Genomic DNA, 17,978 nt, shown 5'->3' on the forward strand with positions numbered 1-17,978 from the left:
GCGCGGGCGTCCCCCCGTCCGGGTGTATCCCCCCGCGACTTCGAGCGCCATTCTCATGACGCAAGGAGGACGCGAGCATGAACGCTGAAACGGATGGTCTTGATCGCCGCCAGTTCATTGCTGCGGGGACATCTGCAGTCGCTTTCGCAGCGATACCACCGCTCGCCGCCGCACCACCAAACTCGGCATCAGGAGAACGCAGGATGGGTACGATCACCACCAAGGACGGCACCGTAATCTTCTTCAAGGACTGGGGACCCAAGGACGCGCAGCCGATCGTCTTCCACCATGGCTGGCCGCTCAGCGCCGACGACTGGGACAACCAGATGATGTTCTTCCTGATGGAAGGCTTCCGGGTGATCGCCCACGACCGCCGCGGGCATGGCCGGTCCAGCCAGACCGATACCGGCAACGAGATGGACACCTATGCCGCCGATGTTGCCGCACTGACCGATCACCTCGACCTGAAAGGCGCGGTCCATATCGGCCATTCGACCGGCGGGGGCGAGGTGACGCGCTATGTCGCGCGCGCCAAGCCGGGGCGCGTCAGCAAAGCGGTGCTGATCGGCGCCGTGCCGCCGATCATGCTAAACACCCCGACCTATCCCGGCGGCCTGCCGATGGAGGTCTTCGACGGCTTCCGCGCGGCGCATGTCGCGAACCGAGCGCAGTTCTTCCGCGACATTCCCGAAGGCCCGTTTTACGGCTTCAACCGCCCCGGCGCGAAGGTCAGCCAGGGGTTGATCGACAACTGGTTCCGACAGGGGATGATGGGCGGAACCAAGGCGCATTACGACTGCATCAAGGCCTTTTCCGAGACCGACTTCACCGAGGATCTGAGGGCGATCACCGTGCCCGTGTTGATCCAGCATGGCGACGATGACCAGATCGTGCCGATTGCCCACGCCGCCGAGCTTGCAATCAAGCTTTTAAGCAAGGGCACGCTCAAGGTCTATCCCGGCCTGCCGCACGGCATGGCCTCGACCCATCCCGAGATCATCAACCCCGATATCCTCGCCTTCATCCGGAGCTGAGGCGATGACCTTCACCAGCCGCATCGACCTGTCCGAGCATGTCCGCAAGCACGCCAGCGTCCTGCTGCAAGCGCGCCTGTCAGACGCGCTCGACCTGGAGGCGCAGGCCAAGCAGGCGCATTGGAACGTCAAGGGGCCGCATTTCCTGCAACTGCACCAATTGTTCGACGCTGTGCATGATACGGTCGAGCAGTTTGTCGACCTGCTGGCCGAACGCATCACCACGCTCGGCCACATCGCCGACGGGCGCGTGAGCACCACCGCTCAGGCGACGACGCTCTATGGCTATCCGCTCGAAGCGGCAGGCGGCGAAGCGCATTTGAAGGCTCTGGCGGGCAGTCTGGCGGTGTTCGGCAAGGCCGCGCGCGCAGCGATTGATGCGGCCAACGCCATTGGCGACGCCGACACCGCCGACCTGTTCACCCAAGTTTCGCGCGAGACCGACAAGCAGCTCTGGCTGCTCGAAGCGCACCTTCAGGTTCACTGACCTTACCCCACAGGAGCAACTCGATGACCTTCCGTGCCGCAAAGCTGATCAATCCCGACGATACGCTGTTCATCTTCATTGATCACCAGCCGCAAATGGCCTTCGGGGTGACCAGCATTGATCGCCAGACGCTGAAGAACAACACCGTCGCGCTCGCCAAGGCGGCCAAGCTGTTTGGCGTGCCGATCATCCTCACCGCGGTCGAAACTGAGTCCTTCTCGGGCTACATTTGGCCCGAATTGCTCGATGTTGTGCAGCAGAAGCCGATCGAACGGACGTCGATGAATTCGTGGGATTCGGCCGAGCTGGTCACAGCTGTTAAGGCCAGCGGTCGCAAAAAGCTCGTCATCGCCGCGCTCTGGACCGAGGCCTGCCTGCTGTTCCCGGCGCTGAGCGCGCTGGAAGAAGGGTTCGAGGTCTACATGGTGACCGATGCGTCGGGCGGCACTTCGCTCGAAGCGCACGAAGCGGCGATCCGGCGCATGGAACAGGCCGGCGGGCAATCGCTGACCATGATCACCGCAATCCTCGAACTGCAACGCGACTGGGCGAACCGCGCGACCTACGATGGCCTCATGGACATCGTGCGCGAGCACTGCGGGGCTTACGGCATGGGCGTCGATTACGCCTACACCATGGTCCACAAGGCCCCACAACGCGGCGGTTTTGCGCATGAGGCACCGCATCCGGCGGGGCACTGATCGCCCCAATCCCCAGCCCCGTCCTGGAGCCTCCTGCCCATGAAGCCCTATCTCTTCGCGATGGCCATCGGTCTCATGGTCGGCGCCATCTACAGCCTGCTCGGCACACGATCGCCAGCTCCCCCCGCGATCGCACTGCTGGGACTGCTCGGCATGTTGCTGGGCGAACAGGCCGTTCCGCTGGCGAAGCGGGTGCTGCGTGGGCAGGAGGTCGCTTTGTTCTGGAAGACCGAATGCGCCGAGCGGGTCACGGGATTGCCCCGTCCCGAAGACGATACGCCATGACCGCCTCGCGCCGCGAAGCAATCGCCGCCGCTCTCGGCGCATCGGCGGCTTCGCTGCTCCCCGGCGCGTTGCTGGCCCGAACCAAGGCAGGCCTACCCATGCACTGCGACATCATCATCGTGAATGCGCGCATTACCACGCTCGACCGGGAGAACCCGGTGGCAGAGGCAGTAGCGATCCGCGATGGCTGCTTCCTCGCGGTCGGCTCCGAAGCGGAGGTGCGCGCAGCCGCACCCGAGGCGACTGTGATCGATGCTGGCGGGCGCCGCCTGATCCCCGGCCTCATCGACAGTCACATGCACATCATCCGTGGCGGCTTGAACTTCAACATGGAACTGCGCTGGGACGGGGTCCCGACGCTCGCCGATGCCATGGCGATGCTGAAGCGCCAGGTGGACCGCACTCCGGCCCCGCAATGGGTGCGCGTGGTCGGCGGATTTACCGAGCACCAGTTTGCAGAAAAGCGCCTCCCGACCCTCGCCGAGATCAACGCGATTGCGCCTGACACGCCGGTTTTCATCCTCCACCTTTATGACCGCGCGCTGCTCAACGCGGCAGCGTTGCGGGTGGTGGGCTATGGCAAGGACACGCCCGATCCGCCCGGCGGCCAGATCATGCGCGACGGTGCAGGCAACCCCACCGGGCTGCTGCTCGCCCATCCCAACGCGACGATCCTCTATTCCACCCTCGCCAAGGGGCCCAAACTGCCCGAAGAGTACCAGATCAACTCCACCTGCCACTTCATGCGCGAAGTGAACGCGCTTGGGGTCACCAGCGTGATCGATGCAGGCGGGGGTTTCCAGAACTATCCCGACGATTACCGAGTGATCGAAAAGCTGCACAGCGACGGCCAGCTTACCGTCCGCATCAGCTACAACCTGTTCACCCAGAAGCCGAAAGAGGAGCTGGCCGACTTTGCCGGATGGGCCAGGCAGGTCACTCCCGGGCAGGGAGACGACACCTACCGCCACAATGGTGCGGGCGAAATGTTGGTCTACTCCGCCGCCGATTTCGAGGATTTCCGCGTCGCGCGGCCCGATATGCCACCAAGCATGGAGGGCGATCTGGAACCAGTGATCCGCCTGCTCGCCGAACACCGCTGGCCGTGGCGGATGCACGCGACCTATGACGAGACGATCACCCGTGCGCTCGACGTGTTCGAGACGGTCGACCGCGACATTCCGCTCAGCGGCATCAACTGGTTCTTCGACCACGCCGAGACCATCAGCGACCGCAACATTGATCGTATCGCTGCTCTCGGCGGCGGGATCGCGGTGCAGCACCGCATGGCCTTTCAGGGTGAATATTTCGTCGAACGTTACGGCGCCCGCGCCGCTGAGCGCACCCCCCCGATTGCGCGGATGATTGCAGCGGGCCTGCCGGTGGGCGCTGGCACCGATGCGACGCGGGTGGCGAGTTACAACCCCTGGGTTTCGCTGGCGTGGCTGGTGACCGGCCAGACCGTCGGCGGCCTGTCGCTTTATCCCGGGAGCAATCGCGTCAGCCGGGAGAAGGCCCTCAGGATGTGGACGCACGAAAACACATGGTTTTCGAGCGAGGTCGGCAAAAAGGGCCAGATCAGGACCGGGCAGTTGGCGGATTGCGCGCTGCTGTCCGACGACTTTTTTACGGTTCCCGAGGCTGAGATCGCGCAGATCCGTTCGGTCCTGACGCTGCTGGGAGGGGCGGTGGTGCATGGCGAGGGTGACTTCGCGCCGCTCGCACCCGATCTGCCCCCGGCGATGCCGGATTGGTCTCCTGTCCGGGTGTTCGGCGGTCATTACCGTGAGCAGTCCCATGCCGCTGCTCTCGCCACTGCCTGTGGCTGCGCCTCGGCTTGCGGCGTGCATGGCCACGATCACGCTGCGGCGCTTGGTGCGGACATCCCGGCGGGCGATGTGCAGGGCTTCTGGGGCGCGCTCGGGTGCGGGTGCTGGGCGGTCTGAGCGATGCCTGACATGCCGCTCAAGACGCCGACCCCTCTCGTCCGGCTCCTGCTGGTGCTCTCGGCCACAACCGGGATGGTCGATGCGGCCAGCATCCTCGGCATGGAGAAGGTGTTTACCGCCAACATGACCGGCAATGTCGTGTTCGCCGCTTTCGCCGCCGTCGGAGCCGAGGGCTTTCATGCGACCTATTACATCGCTGCCCTCGGGGCGTTCATGTCCGGTGCGCTGATCGCCGGTCGCATCTGGCGCTTGAGCGGGACGGGACGGCTCAGCCGCTGGCTGGTGATCGCGGCCACGGTCGAGAGCACAATGCTGGTGATCGCGGGGAGCCTTGCGATTCTGTTCGACCGCGCCGGGGGCGTCACGACAGCGGGCCTGACTTTGCTGATCGCGCTGACGGCGGGCGCGATGGGCTTTCGCAATGCCGTGGTACGACAGTTGAAGGTGCCCGACCTCACTACCACGGTGCTGACGCTGACGATCACCGGGCTCGCATCGGATTCGCGCCTTGCCGGGGGAGACGGGACGAATCAACGCACCCGGGTCGCGGCAGTAGGGATGATCTTCGCAGGCGCTGCCGTAGGCGCGGCACTTGTTCTTGTGTGCGGTCTCGGCCCGGCACTGCTTCTTTCCGGAGCGATCGTGCTCATGGCCACGCTGGTCTTTGCCCGGCACCCGCAGATGGCCGAGCTCGAAAAGGGATGAGACCGCGCCGGCTGCGCGCGCGGCCGACCGGTTGGCTTGGTGCAGTTCTGGCTCTGGGCTGGCCGCTGGGGCCCGCCGCGGCGCAGATAAGCGAACCTCTCTCTGCGCAGCCCCGCGCTGCCCCATCGGCAAGTGTCAGAGGTGAGGCGCGGGTGCGGTATGAGGGCTATACAGGCACCGAGTGGGGCGAGGCGCCCGATGATGGCTATCTCTGGCTACGGCTGATGCCCTTGGCCAAGTTTGAGAGCGAGGCGGCGCAAGTCGTCATTCAGCCGATCCTCGGCTATGCCGTTGGGGTGGCTGGCGGCCCCGGCCCGGTTGATCGCACCGGGATCGACCTGCTGCAAGGCTATGCCGAGTTCAGCCACGCGCTGGACCGGGACACTCGCATTGCGGCGCGCGCTGGACGCATGCTGCTCGCCCTGGGATCGCAGCGGCTGGTCAGCACCCGTTACGGCCCCAACATCCCGCAACCCTTTGACGGCGTCACACTGCACGCGACGCGCGGCGCAGCGCGCGTTGACTTGGTCGACGCGCGTGCGGTCGCCATCGGGCCAGGCAATTTCGACGATCGCGCAGGCGGGGAACGCCGCCTGCGCAGCGTGTATTTCACTGCTGAGGCGGCGCAGGAGATCGGCTTCGATCTCTACTGGATCGGCTTTCATGACCCTGCCGCGAGGTTGGTCGAGGGGTTTGGGGCGGAGGCCCGCGATACCTTCGGCCTGCGCTTGTTCGGTGCGCGCGGGCGGGTGTCGTGGAACTGGGAGACAATGCTCCAGCGCGGCCACTTGGCTGGCCGCAGCATCCGCGCATGGTCACAGGCGACCGAGACCCTGGTTGCCTTTCCTGATGCGGCCTTGGCGCCGCAGCTGCGGCTTCGCGCCAATATCGCCAGCGGTGACCGCGCCGGAACAGGCGAGCGGCTGGAGTCCTTCAACGCCTTGTTCCCGAGGGGCCGCTACTTTGGCGAACTCACTCCGCTTGGCCCGCGCAACATCATCAACGTCAATCCCGGCATCGTCCTCAGCCCTGCGCCCGGAATGCAGGCGGAGATCAATTTTGCCGCCTTCTGGCGCGAATCGCGAGTTGACGGGATCTATGATCTGGCCGGGCGCGCGTTGCGCCGTGGCGGGACAAGCGGAGCACGGCACATCGGCAATCTGATCGAGGCCAGCCTTGCCTATGAGCTTGGTTCCGGCGTGTCACTCGGCGCGTCGCTCGGCACTTTCACAGCCGGACGGTTCCTGCGGGACACCGGGCGGGGAGACACCATTCTCATGCTTGCCGCGGAGGCCACTTGGCGGTTCTGAGCCATGCCATGTTCGCATGCCGCAGACGCGCGCGGATGATGCTGACGCCCACGTAGCGGAGCAAGCCAGACAAGGACATCGCGCATGATTCAAACCATCGACATCGCGCGATCGCATCTCAAGGCTGAACGTGCCTCATTGAGTAATAAAACCTTAGATTTTGCTGGAAACGTCGGTAGGAATGCGTTTGGCTGACTCATTGTCGACGAGTGGTTCTGAGTGCTTGGCGAAGGCAGCGGCTACGATAGGTTTTTTGGGGGGAATATGATCACATCGAATGGCGGGGGCGCTTTTGGCGCGGTGAGCATTTCCGAAGGCCAATCGTTGGTCACGCAAGTGGCGGCGAGCGGCACCCCCGGCGTCACCATCACCTATGCGATCACCGGCGGAGCTGATGCAGGCCGATTCGCGATCAACCCTGTGACCGGTCAGCTGAGCTTCGTGGCGGCTCCGGACTTCGAGACGCCAGACGACAGTGATGGTGATAATCTCTACGAGGTGATCGTCAGCGCCAGCGATGGCAGCTTCACCGATAGCCAGACCCTGAACGTGAGCGTGGCTGACCGCGGCGTTGCAGCCAGACTGATTGCGCCCGATGGCTTTGCGGGCGGGGTTGGCGGGACCACCGCGGTGTTCCTGACCTCGGGTTTTCAGGACATCACGATCATCGATGCGCCGGGCACAGTTACGCTGAGCGGCGCGCCGGGCGGGGATGATATCATCCGCTTTGCAGGCGAGGCGAGCGGCTACACCATCACCCGTGTCGGCTCGCGCGTCGAGATTGCCGATGGAGATACGCGGGTCAGCATTCCGGTGAGCCCCACCGGCATCAACGTCGTGTTTGCCGATGGGCCGCGCACGCTCGTAATCGCAGGCAACGAGGTGCGGATCGGCGGTCAAGTGGCGACCAACACTGCCGCGGCGATCACGGCCCCGGCCGAAGCGGGACCGTTGCCTGACCTTGCGGATACCGATGCGCGCGGGCGGCTGATCGTCGCCGAAGGCTCGCCGGTCATCGTCGATGGCAACGTCGATGTGTTCGGCACCAGCTTCGATGCCGAGACCCTTACCATTAAAGGCGGGGACGTTGCGATCCGCGGCGGCTTTACCGGCGGCAATGACACCATCGGGTTCGATCAGCCGGCGAGTGCCTACACGGCGGTCCGGGTCGGCAGCATTGTCATCATCGAAGGCGGTGATACCCGCGTCAGCATCCCGATCAGCCCGGGCGGCGTGAACCTGCTGTTCGGTAGCGACCAACGCCTGCTCCGCCTCGATACCGATACGGGCCAGATCGTGCTTGGTGACTTTGTAATCACCAACACGCCCCAGCAGTTGGGCGCGTCTGACACCAACCCGGTCATCGACCTGGCCGATCTGGATGGCAGCAATGGCTTTGTCATCCCCGGGCTCGAGGCGGACGACCTTGCTGGCCGCTCCGTGTCCTCGGGCGGCGATATCAACGGCGATGGGTTCGATGACCTGATTATCGGCGCCTACGGCGCTGACCCTGACGGCAAGAGCTTTGCGGGCACCAGCTATGTCGTGTTCGGCAAGGCTGGCGGCTTTGGCACGCGCTTTGACCTTGCCAGCCTGGATGGCAGCAATGGCTTTGCGCTTCCCGGGATCGATGCGTTCGACAATAGCGGCTTCTCTGTAGCATCAGCCGGCGACCTCAATGGCGATGGCTTGGCTGATCTGATCATTGGTGCACCCGGCGGTGATCCCAGTGGCTCGGCCTCTGGCGAGAGCTATGTGGTTTTCGGCCGAACTGGCGGCTTTGGGGCAAGTCTTGATCTTGCCAGCCTCAATGGCGCTACCGGGTTCCGGATCGAAGGGACAGGCAACGGCGATGAGAGCGGCTTTGCCGTCTCTGCGGCGGGTGATGTCAATGGCGATGGGTTTGATGATCTCCTGATCGGCGCCTACCGCGCGGATGCCGATGGCAAGCTTGTCGCGGGCGAGAGCTATGTCGTCTTCGGTAAGGCGAGCGGCTTTGGAGCAAGCCTTGATCTTGCCAACCTCAATGGCGCCAACGGATTCCGGGTCGACGGGATCAATGCAGGCGATCAGAGCGGATTTTCGGTATCGGCGGCGGGCGATGTCAACGGCGATGGCCTTGATGACCTCGTCATCGGTGCGCCAGAGGCGAGCAGCGGCGCAGGCGCTGCCTATGTTCTGTTCGGCCTGACCACTGGGTTTGGTTCCAGCATCGACCTTGCCAGCCTCAATGGCACCAATGGCTTTGCCCTCACCGGGATCGCTGCAGGCGATAATGCCGGCTTTGCCGTCTCTTCGGTGGGCGATCTCAATGGCGACGGCTTCGATGATCTCGTCGTCGGCGCGATCTTTGCCGATGGCACTGCTGGCGCAAGCTATGTGGTGTTCGGTTCAGGCGCCGGATTTGCGCCGAGCATTGATCTGGCCAGCCTCAATGGCACCAATGGTTTCCGGATTGGCGGCGTTGATACCGGCGACCAGGCCGGTTTTGCGGTCTCCTCCGCCGGGGACCTGAATGGCGACGGGTTTGACGATCTGGTCGTCGGCGCGCGCTATGGCGATCCTGCCGTCACCAATGCAGGCGAGGCCTATGTGGTGCTCGGCAAGGCTGGTGGGTTCGGCACGAACCTTGACCTTGCCGGGCTTGACGGCAGCAATGGGTTCCGGATCGATGGCATTGCTCTGCGTGATCAGGCGGGCTTTGATGTCGCCTCCGCAGGCGACCTCGACGGCGACGGGTTCGATGATCTGATCATCGGTGCGCCGTTCGCCGATGTCGGAAGCACCGCGGATGCCGGACAGAGCTATGTGATCTTCGGCGGCAATACCGGAACCGAAGTTACGGCCTCGGTTCGCAAGGCTGGCACTGTCGGCACCGATCTTTTCACAGGCAAGGCCGGGAGCGACAGTTTCACCAAAATCGGCGCAGGCGATGTGGTGCGCGGCGGAGCAGGCGATGACCGGATCGGTGTCAAGGCAACCAGCTTTGCCGATATCCGCGGCGGCCATGGCTTCGATACGCTCGGCCTCGACGGCGCTGGCCTGACGCTTGATCTCACAACCAGGCCTGGCCCCAAGCTGGACTCGATCGAAGCGATTGATCTGACCGGCACCGGCAATAACCGTCTGATCGTGGACGCGCAGAGCATTGCCCGGCTCAGCGATGCACGCAGCGATGGCAAGACGACCCTCATCGTCATGGGCACTGAAGGGGACGAGATCGACGCCATCGACTTCGTACTCGCGGGCAGTGAGGTCATTGATGGTGTCGCCTATAATGTGTTCGAGCAAGGCAATGCCCGGCTTCTGGCCGAGGTCGGCGTTGCGGTAACGGTCAACAACCCGCCTGTGATCGTGTCGGGTGCGACTGCAACGGCCCTTGAGAACCAGACATCCGCTTACGTCGCAGTGGCCACAGATCCCGAAGGCGACGCCGTCACCTTCAGCCTGTCGGGCACCGATGCAGCGCTGTTCAACCTCGACAGCGCCACAGGTGTCGTCTCGTTCAAGACGGCGCCCAACTTTGAAGCGCCGACTGATAGCAATGGCGACAACCAGTACCAGATCGTCGTGACCGCCACCGACGGCGAGGACAGCTCAGTCCAAGCGGTCACCATCAGCGTCGCCAATGTGAACGAGGCACCGACAGTGACCTCGGGTGCGACCGCGACCGTCAACGAGAACCAGACCGCTGCTTATACTGCAACCGCCACGGATCCCGATGCAGGCACGACACTCACCTACAGCCTGTTGGGTGCGGATGCGGCGCTGTTCGAGATTAGCGCAGCCGGCGTTGTGACGTTCAAGGCTGCGCCCAACTTCGAGGCGCCGGCTGATGCGGGGGCCAACAACCAGTACAACTTCATCGTCACGGCCACTGATGTGGGCGGCCTGAGCGACGACCAGGCGGTTGCGATCACGGTTGCAAACGTCAACGAGGCCCCCACGGCGGTTGCCTTGAACAACCAGGTCACGACGCGGGCGGAGAACAGTCCGTCAGTGGCGGCGGTGAAGGTTGCGGACATCGCAATCACCGACGATGCGCTGGGGACCAACACGATCACTCTGACCGGCGCAGATGCGGCGTCGTTCGAGGTGGTCGGGACAGAGTTGCGGCTGAAGGCCGGCGTCGCCCTGAACTTCGAGGCGAAGTCGAGTTACAACGTGACGGTCAACGTCGCGGACAATAGCCTCGGTGCGCCTGCAGTCGCTACAAACTACACGCTCACGGTCACCGATGTGAACGAAGCCCCCACGGCGGTAGCGTTGAACAATCAGGTCACGACGCGAGCGGAGAACAGCCCGTCAGTGGCGGCAGTCAAGGTTGCGGACATCGCGATCACCGATGATGCGCTGGGGACCGAAACGGTAACGCTGACCGGCGCGGATGCGGGCTTCTTCGAGGTGGTCGGGACAGAGCTGCGGCTGAAGGCCGGGACCGCGCTGAACTTCGAAGCGAAGTCCACCTACAGTGTTACGGTCAACGTGGCGGATACGACGATTCCTGGCTCCACACCGGTCACGGCCAGCTACACGCTCACGGTCACCGATGTGAACGAGGCGCCGACCGTGACCTCGGCTGCGACGGCCACGGTCGATGAGAACCAGACCGCCGCCTACACCACCACTGCGACGGACCCCGACGCAAGCACGACGCTGACCTACAGCCTGTCGGGCACCGATCGCGAACTGTTCAACATCGACAGCGCCACCGGCGTGGTGACGTTCAAGGTTGCGCCCAACTTCGAGGCACCGGCCGATGCTGGCGCCAACAACCAGTACGACATCACCGTTCGGGCAACCGACAATGGCAACCCGGCGCTGTTCGACGATCAGGCGGTCACCGTCACCGTCGCCGATGTGCAGGAACAGCTAATTATCGACCTGACCACGCTCACAGTAGCGCAGGGCTTCATCATTCAGGGCGATATAGCTATTGGCCGAGCCGCATACTCGGTGTCCTCGGCGGGCGATGTCAATGGCGACGGGTTTGCGGACCTAATTGTCGGGGCTATTGGCGGCGTAGGCGGAACCTCAGCTGGCGAGGCCTATGTGGTGTTCGGCAAGGCCAGCGGGTTTGGCAGTCCGGTGACCATTGATGGCGTAACCCGCCAGGTGATCGACCTGGCCACGCTCACCGCGACGGAGGGTTTTGTCGTCCAGGGCGATGCAGCGTTTGACCGAGTCGGATACTCGGTGTCCTCGGCGGGCGATGTTAATGGCGATGGGTTCGCTGACCTGATCGTCGGGGCATTTGATGGCGATGATGGCGGCAGCAACGCCGGCGAGGCCTATGTGGTGTTTGGCAAAGCGAGCGGCTTTGGCACCGCTGTCGGCGGGCGCCAGGTAATAGATCTCACCAGCCTCAGCGCGGTGCAGGGCTTCATCATCCAGGGCGATGCGGCATTTGACTCGGCAGGCCGCTCCGTATCGGCGGCGGGCGATGTCAATGGCGACGGGTTTGACGATCTGATCGTAGGCGCGCCCTTCGGCAGTGATGGCGGCAGCCTTGCGGGCGAGGCCTATGTGGTGTTCGGCGGGTCGAATGGGTTTGGCACGGCCGATGGTGCAGGACGCCGGGTGATCGACCTAACCAGCCTGAGCGCGGCGCAGGGCTTCATCATCCAGGGCGATGCGGCGTATGACTCGGCAGGCCGCTCCGTATCGGCGGCGGGCGATGTCAATGGCGACGGGTTTGACGATCTGATTGTTGGCGCGCCCTTCGGCGGTGATGGCGGCAGCCTTGCGGGCGAGGCCTATGTGGTGTTCGGCGGGTCGAATGGGTTTGGCACGGCCGATGGTGCAGGACGCCAGGTCATTGACCTCGCCAGCCTTACGGCCGCCCAAGGATTCATCATTCAGGGCGATACGGCTGATGACGGAGCCGGGCGTTCCGTGTCGAGCGCGGGTGATATCAATGGCGACGGGTTTGATGACCTGATCGTCGGGGCTGCCGGTGGCGATGATGGCGGCTATTCCGCCGGCGAGGCCTATGTGGTGTTTGGATCAGCGAGCGGGTTTGGCAACGCCGATGGAGCAGGTCGCCGGGTGATCGATCTGACCACGCTGACAGCGGTGCAAGGTTTCATCATCCAGGGCGATGTCACTGGTGACCAAGCAGGCTTCTCGGTATCGGTGGCAGGCGACGTCAATGGCGACGGGTTCGCTGACCTGATTGTCGGGGCACGTAGCGGCGATGATGGCGGCAACGCTGCAGGCGAGGCCTATGTGGTGTTCGGTAGCGCGAGCGGCTTCGGAGTTGCCGATGCAAGTGGGCGACAGGTGATCGACCTGACCAGCCTCAGCGCGGCACAGGGGTTCATCATCCAGGGCGATACGGCGATTGACTTGACAGGCATCTCGGTGTCTGCGGCGGGCGATGTCAATGGTGACGGGTTTGATGACCTCATCGTCGGAGCAGGTGGCGGCGATGATGGCGGCAACGCTGCGGGCGAGGCCTATGTCATCTTCGGCGGCGCCACCGGCACCGAGGACACCACCCCGGTCAACCGCAGCGGCACCGCAGCGGTCGACAACTTCACCGGCAATGCGGGCGATGACACCTTCACCGGGATCGCCGCAAACGATGTCGTGCGCGGCGGGGCGGGGGATGACAGCATTGCCATCACCGCCACCACCTTTGCCGACATCCGTGGCGGGCTCGGCACCGATACGCTGGCGCTGGCCGGGACCGGCCTGAGCCTTGATCTCACTACCACACCGCGGCCAAGGCTGGACTCGATCGAGGTGATCGATCTCACCGGCACCGGCAACAATAGCCTCAAGGTCAGTGAGCTGGCGATCTACCGCATCACCGAAGAGCGCTCAGGCGGCGAGGCCACGCTGATCGTCAACGGCAACGCTGGCGACAGCGTCGATGCGCAGGACTTCATTGTCAGTGGCACGCAGATCGTCGGCGGCGTCACCTACAACCTGTTCGAGAAGGGCAACGCCAACCTGCTGGTCGCGCAAGGCGTGACTGTAACCGGCGTCAACAACCGGCCGGTTGCCAATGATGACAGCGGAACCGCCAGTGAAAATAGCGCGCTGGTTGTGACTGCCTTGTCGACCACCATTGGCGCTTCAGGGCTGCTGACGAATGACACTGATCTTGACACCGATCCGCTGTTGATCACCGCAGTCAACGGCGTTGCCGCCAGCGTCGGGACGCAGATCACGCTTACGTCGGGCGCATTGCTGACGGTCAACGCCAACGGTTCTTACACCTACAATCCCAATGGCCAGTTCGAAAATCTGGCTTCCGGTGCGACCGCCTCCGATAGCTTCACCTATACCATCTCCGATGGCAGCCTGAGCGACACAGCGACGGTCTCAATCACCATCAACGGCGTCAACGATGCCCCGACGGTGGCAAATCCGATCGCCAATCAGGCGTTTGACGAGGACACGGCGGTGAGCTTCACGGTTCCGGCCAATGCCTTCGCCGATGTCGACAATGCCACCCTCACCTACAGCGCAGAGCTGTCGAGCGGTGCGGCCCTGCCATCGTGGCTGAGTTTCAATCCGGCGACCCGCGCATTCTCCGGCACGCCGCCGCTCAACGTCAACGGTGTGTTCGATATCCGGGTGATCGCGAGCGATGGCGCGCTCTCGGCGAACGACGTGTTCAGTTTGACCATAACGCCTGTCAACGATGGGCCTGATGCGCCCAACGGCTCAGCCTCGACCGACGAGGACACGGCGGTCACGGTTCTTGTAGGCAGCGGGTTGCTTACGGGGGTCGCTGACCCCGACGGGCCTTCGCTGGCGGTCACCCAGATCGACGGCCAGGCATTCACCTTCGGCACGCCGATCACGCTCGCATCGGGTGCGCTGCTGACGGTGCAGAGCAGCGGAGCCTATGTCTACAACCCCAACGGCCAGTTCGAGGCGCTGCGGCCGGGAGAGAACGGCAATGATAGCTTCACCTTCACGGTCAGCGACGGATCGCTGACCGACACCGCGACGATCTCGGTCACCATCGCCGGGCGCAACGAGGTGCCCATCGCAGGGAATGATACCCTCTCGATGACCGGCAACACCCCGATCACGATCACCGCGGCGAGCCTGCTCACCAATGACAGCGACCCTGACGGAACGCCCACCACCGCCATCACCCTCACGGGGGTAGGCGGCGCGACCAATGGCACCGTATCCCTTGATGCCGGCTCGATCACCTTCACGCCCAACACCGGCTACACCGGCCCGGCGAGCTTCACCTACACAATCCAGGATGCCGACGGCGCGACGGCGACGGGGACGGTCAACATCACCGTCGACGGCCTCGTGTGGTATGTCGACAACAGTTACGCCGGTGCCAATGGCACCGCGGACGGATCTTACCTTCGTCCCTTCACGCAGTTGACCGCGCTCAATGGTGTCACCGGTGACGGTACCACGGACGACGACGTCGACGGCACCGGCCAGACCATCTTCCTTGCCAACACCGGTACCGCCTACACCGGCGGCATCACGCTGGAAGAAGGGCAGAAGCTGTTTGGGGACGGGCACGAGTTTACCGTCAACGGAATCCAGATTGGCGGGGGCGTCACCACCAATTCGACGATCAATCACAGCACCTCCGGGATCACCCTCAGCACCAATAATGAGGTCCGCGGTCTCACGATCAACGGCACAGCAAACAGCGCCGTCGGCATTCAGGACGGAGACAACACGGTCGGCAATCTGACGATCGCCGGTGTTTCGATTGGCGGATCGGGCAAAGCCATCGACATTGATCAGGGCGGCAATCTTGCCGTCAGCCTTGATAGCCTCAGTTCAGCCAGCTCGAGTTCCGAGGGCGTCCACCTGCAAGGCGTAACCGGCAGCTTCGTGGCAACCACCGGGACAATCCAGTCGGCGACCAATCAGGGCTTCCTGATCGGCGCAGCCGGCGGCGGAACGGCGAGTTCGGGCGGCAATGCAACGATCACTTACGGCGGCAGCTTTATCAATAACGGCACTGGCACCACGGCGGGGATCGAAATCCAAGACCGCACCGGTGGTGTCGTGACCTTCTCGGGCAATATCAGTGATAATGGCGGCCCAGGGATCGTCGCCGATGGCAACGCCGGCACGATCAATTTCGGCGGCCAAATCACGATCAGCAGCGGTGCGTCCACCGCGATCTCACTGACCAACAATAGCGCTACGATGGCCTTCACACCGACCGGCACCGGGCTCGACATCACAACGACCACCGGCAACGGCTTCATCGTCGATGGCGGTGGCGGCACGGTGACCCTCTCGGGCACCGGCAACACCGTGACCACCACCTCGGGCCGCGCGGTCGAGATTGATGGCGTGACGATCGGCACTGGCGGGGTCAATTTCCAGTCGGTCACGATCACCGACGGCATCGCGACCACCGGCATCTTCCTGCGCAACGCGGGCACCGGCGGCTTCACCATCACGGGTACCGCCAGCACTGCTGGATCAGGCGGCACGATCAACTCGATTGACGGTGGCACCAACAGCACGGTGGAAGACGGCGTCGGGATCTACATCGAGAACACCAGCAACATCTCGCTTTCGAACCTCAGCTTCACCGGCGATTTCGGCGATTTCGGCATCCGCGGCGTCACCGTGAACAATTTCACGCTGCGGGATTCGACCTTCAACGCTGCTGACAGTGATGATGGCGGGTTCGGGAACAGTTCAGCCGACGATGAAGGCGTGATCCGTTTCACCGGCCTTACCGGCACCGCGCTGTTCGAGGGCAACAATATCTCCGACGGACACGAGGATGTGCTGCGGATCGACAATAGCTCGGGCACCCTCAATCTGACTGTCCGCGACAGCACCTCTGATCAGGCCGTGATTGGCCGCAACGGCACAACAAGCGGCAATGACGGGATCATCGTCAACGGTTCAGGCACCTCCAACATCACCGTGCTGGTTGACGGGGTGCAGTTCACCGGTAGCCGCGGCGACCTGATCCAGACCGAGGCGAACGGCAGCGCGACCCAGAACATCACGATCCGCAACAACACCTTCGCCAATCTGCACCCCGACATCGTTTCGGGCGGTGGCGGTGTGACCGTCGGCCTCTCGGGCGGGACCGGCGCGGGTCCCGGCGTGACCTACAACATCGAGGGCAACACCTTCACCGGTGCAGAGGGCACGGTAATCCTGACGCAGGCATTGGGGCCGGTAGGCACGATGTCAGGCACGATCCTCAACAACGTGATCGGAACACCAGGCGGAGGCTACAACAGCGCGCAGGCAACCACTGGTACTAACGGTTTCGGCAACGGCATCGAAGCGCGGGTGGAAAAATCGTCTGGCCCGAGCGATCTAACCCATGCGGTCCGGATCGAGGGGAACACCATAAGCGATGTCGATGGCACCGCGGCCATTTTCCTGCGCAGCAACGGTGCAGACGACGCCTCAGGCACTGCCAGGCTCGAAGCAACTGTCGTTAACAACACGATCGCTGAACTGGGACCGAATGCATTTTCTGGCATCTTTGCTCAATTGGGGGGCGCTCCCGGGAGCGATGGCCTGCTTGGGCTGAATGTAAGAGGCAACACTGTCAACATGACCGGCGCATCGACCGCTTTCGCAGCCTTCGTCTTCGACGACGAGGCCGCGAGCGCCGCGCAGTTCTATCTTCCAGGCTATACGGGGACTTTCACAGAGGCGGAGTTGGCAACTTTTCTTACCGCCGCCCCCCAAAACAACACGATCATCGTGCCCTCACCGGTCGAAACCGTCGGCTTCGCCCCGGCCACTGCTGGGCCATCGGTGTTGGGTATCAATTTTGTGCTGCCTGTACCGCTGATGGTTGAGGCCGGCTTGTCGCCTGGAGGCAATGGCGTCGAAGCGACGCTCTCGGCGGTCGAGGCGCTTCGCGACGCGGCGGTGCAACTATGGTTCGATGCAGGTGCGAGCGAGGCGCAGATCGCGGCGATGCGCGCGGTCAAGCTGCGCGTGGCGGACCTTTACGGCGGATTCCTCGGCCAGACCACGGCAGACGGGATCGTCATCGATAGCGATGCGGCCGGTTACGGGTGGTTCATTGATGCAACCCCGCTGGCGAACGAGGAGTTCAGCCTGAGCGCCGGTGGCCTGACCGCGCTGGCCGGAAGCGAAGCGGCGCAGGGCATCGACCTGCTCACCGCCATCGCGCACGAGCTTGGTCACGTCGCGGGTCTGGATGATCTCTACGGCAAGGCCGAAGGCGTGATGGACGGCTTCCTCGCCCTTGGCGAACGCAACCTGCCCGAAGCGATCACTGAGCTGGCGGTTGGCGGCGGCAGTAGCGGCGGCGGTGAGGGGATGCTGGCGGGCTACACCGGCTCCTATGCCGAACAACTCGTGATCGGCGGCTTCGATATCGATAGGCTCCTCCAAGGGGTCGGCGCGGCTAGCGATGCGGCAACCTCGGTGGCCGAGAGGGTTTCGAGCTCAACTTGGGCTGACCTCGGTATGCTGCACCCGATCGATCAGATTCAGATCCAGCTGGTCGTCGATGTCCCTGTGCTCTGATCGTAACCGCACCCGGC

Annotated in this window: 8 protein-coding genes; all 8 read left to right on the forward strand. The window is 63.6% G+C overall.

All coding sequences use genetic code 11. The annotated features are described in order from the left end of the window. The first annotated feature begins 203 nt into the window (after nucleotides 1-203). The 8 genes from GVM20_RS05075 (at nucleotide 204) to GVM20_RS16205 (ending at nucleotide 17,961) form a co-directional block, all read left to right on the forward strand. Nucleotides 204-1,034, forward strand: coding sequence for an alpha/beta fold hydrolase (locus GVM20_RS05075; protein ID WP_199799478.1), 831 nt, complete (start codon nucleotides 204-206; stop codon nucleotides 1,032-1,034). Nucleotides 1,035-1,038: 4 nt separating this feature from the next. Beyond that, the gene (gene dps / locus GVM20_RS05080; RefSeq protein ID WP_166546201.1) at nucleotides 1,039-1,521 is read left to right on the forward strand and encodes a DNA starvation/stationary phase protection protein Dps; all 483 of its coding nucleotides are present in this window, start codon (nucleotides 1,039-1,041) and stop codon (nucleotides 1,519-1,521) included. A gap of 23 nt (nucleotides 1,522-1,544) precedes the next feature. Further along, entirely contained in the window at nucleotides 1,545-2,222 is a 678-nt protein-coding gene (locus GVM20_RS05085; protein ID WP_166546202.1) for a hydrolase, read from the forward strand. Between the two features lie 39 nt (nucleotides 2,223-2,261). Beyond that, nucleotides 2,262-2,507: a DUF1427 family protein gene (locus GVM20_RS05090; protein ID WP_166546203.1), complete on the forward strand. Its 246-nt coding sequence runs from the start codon at nucleotides 2,262-2,264 to the stop codon at nucleotides 2,505-2,507. A gap of 98 nt (nucleotides 2,508-2,605) precedes the next feature. Beyond that, a complete protein-coding gene (locus tag GVM20_RS05095) occupies nucleotides 2,606-4,453 on the forward strand; it encodes an amidohydrolase (protein WP_166546266.1) in 1,848 nt (615 codons plus the stop codon). Nucleotides 4,454-4,456: 3 nt separating this feature from the next. Next, entirely contained in the window at nucleotides 4,457-5,161 is a 705-nt protein-coding gene (locus GVM20_RS05100) for a YoaK family protein (protein ID WP_502706187.1), read from the forward strand. Nucleotides 5,162-5,313: 152 nt separating this feature from the next. After that, complete coding sequence (locus GVM20_RS05105; protein WP_353653106.1) at nucleotides 5,314-6,471, forward strand: alginate export family protein; 1,158 nt, start codon at nucleotides 5,314-5,316, stop codon at nucleotides 6,469-6,471. 264 nt (nucleotides 6,472-6,735) lie between these two features. Next, nucleotides 6,736-17,961, forward strand: a complete 11,226-nt coding sequence (locus GVM20_RS16205) for a cadherin-like domain-containing protein (protein ID WP_199799468.1) — start codon at nucleotides 6,736-6,738, stop codon at nucleotides 17,959-17,961. Nucleotides 17,962-17,978: the final 17 nt, after the last annotated feature.

It is taken from the genome of Porphyrobacter sp. SLTP (assembly GCF_009905735.1).
GTDB lineage: Bacteria > Pseudomonadota > Alphaproteobacteria > Sphingomonadales > Sphingomonadaceae > Erythrobacter.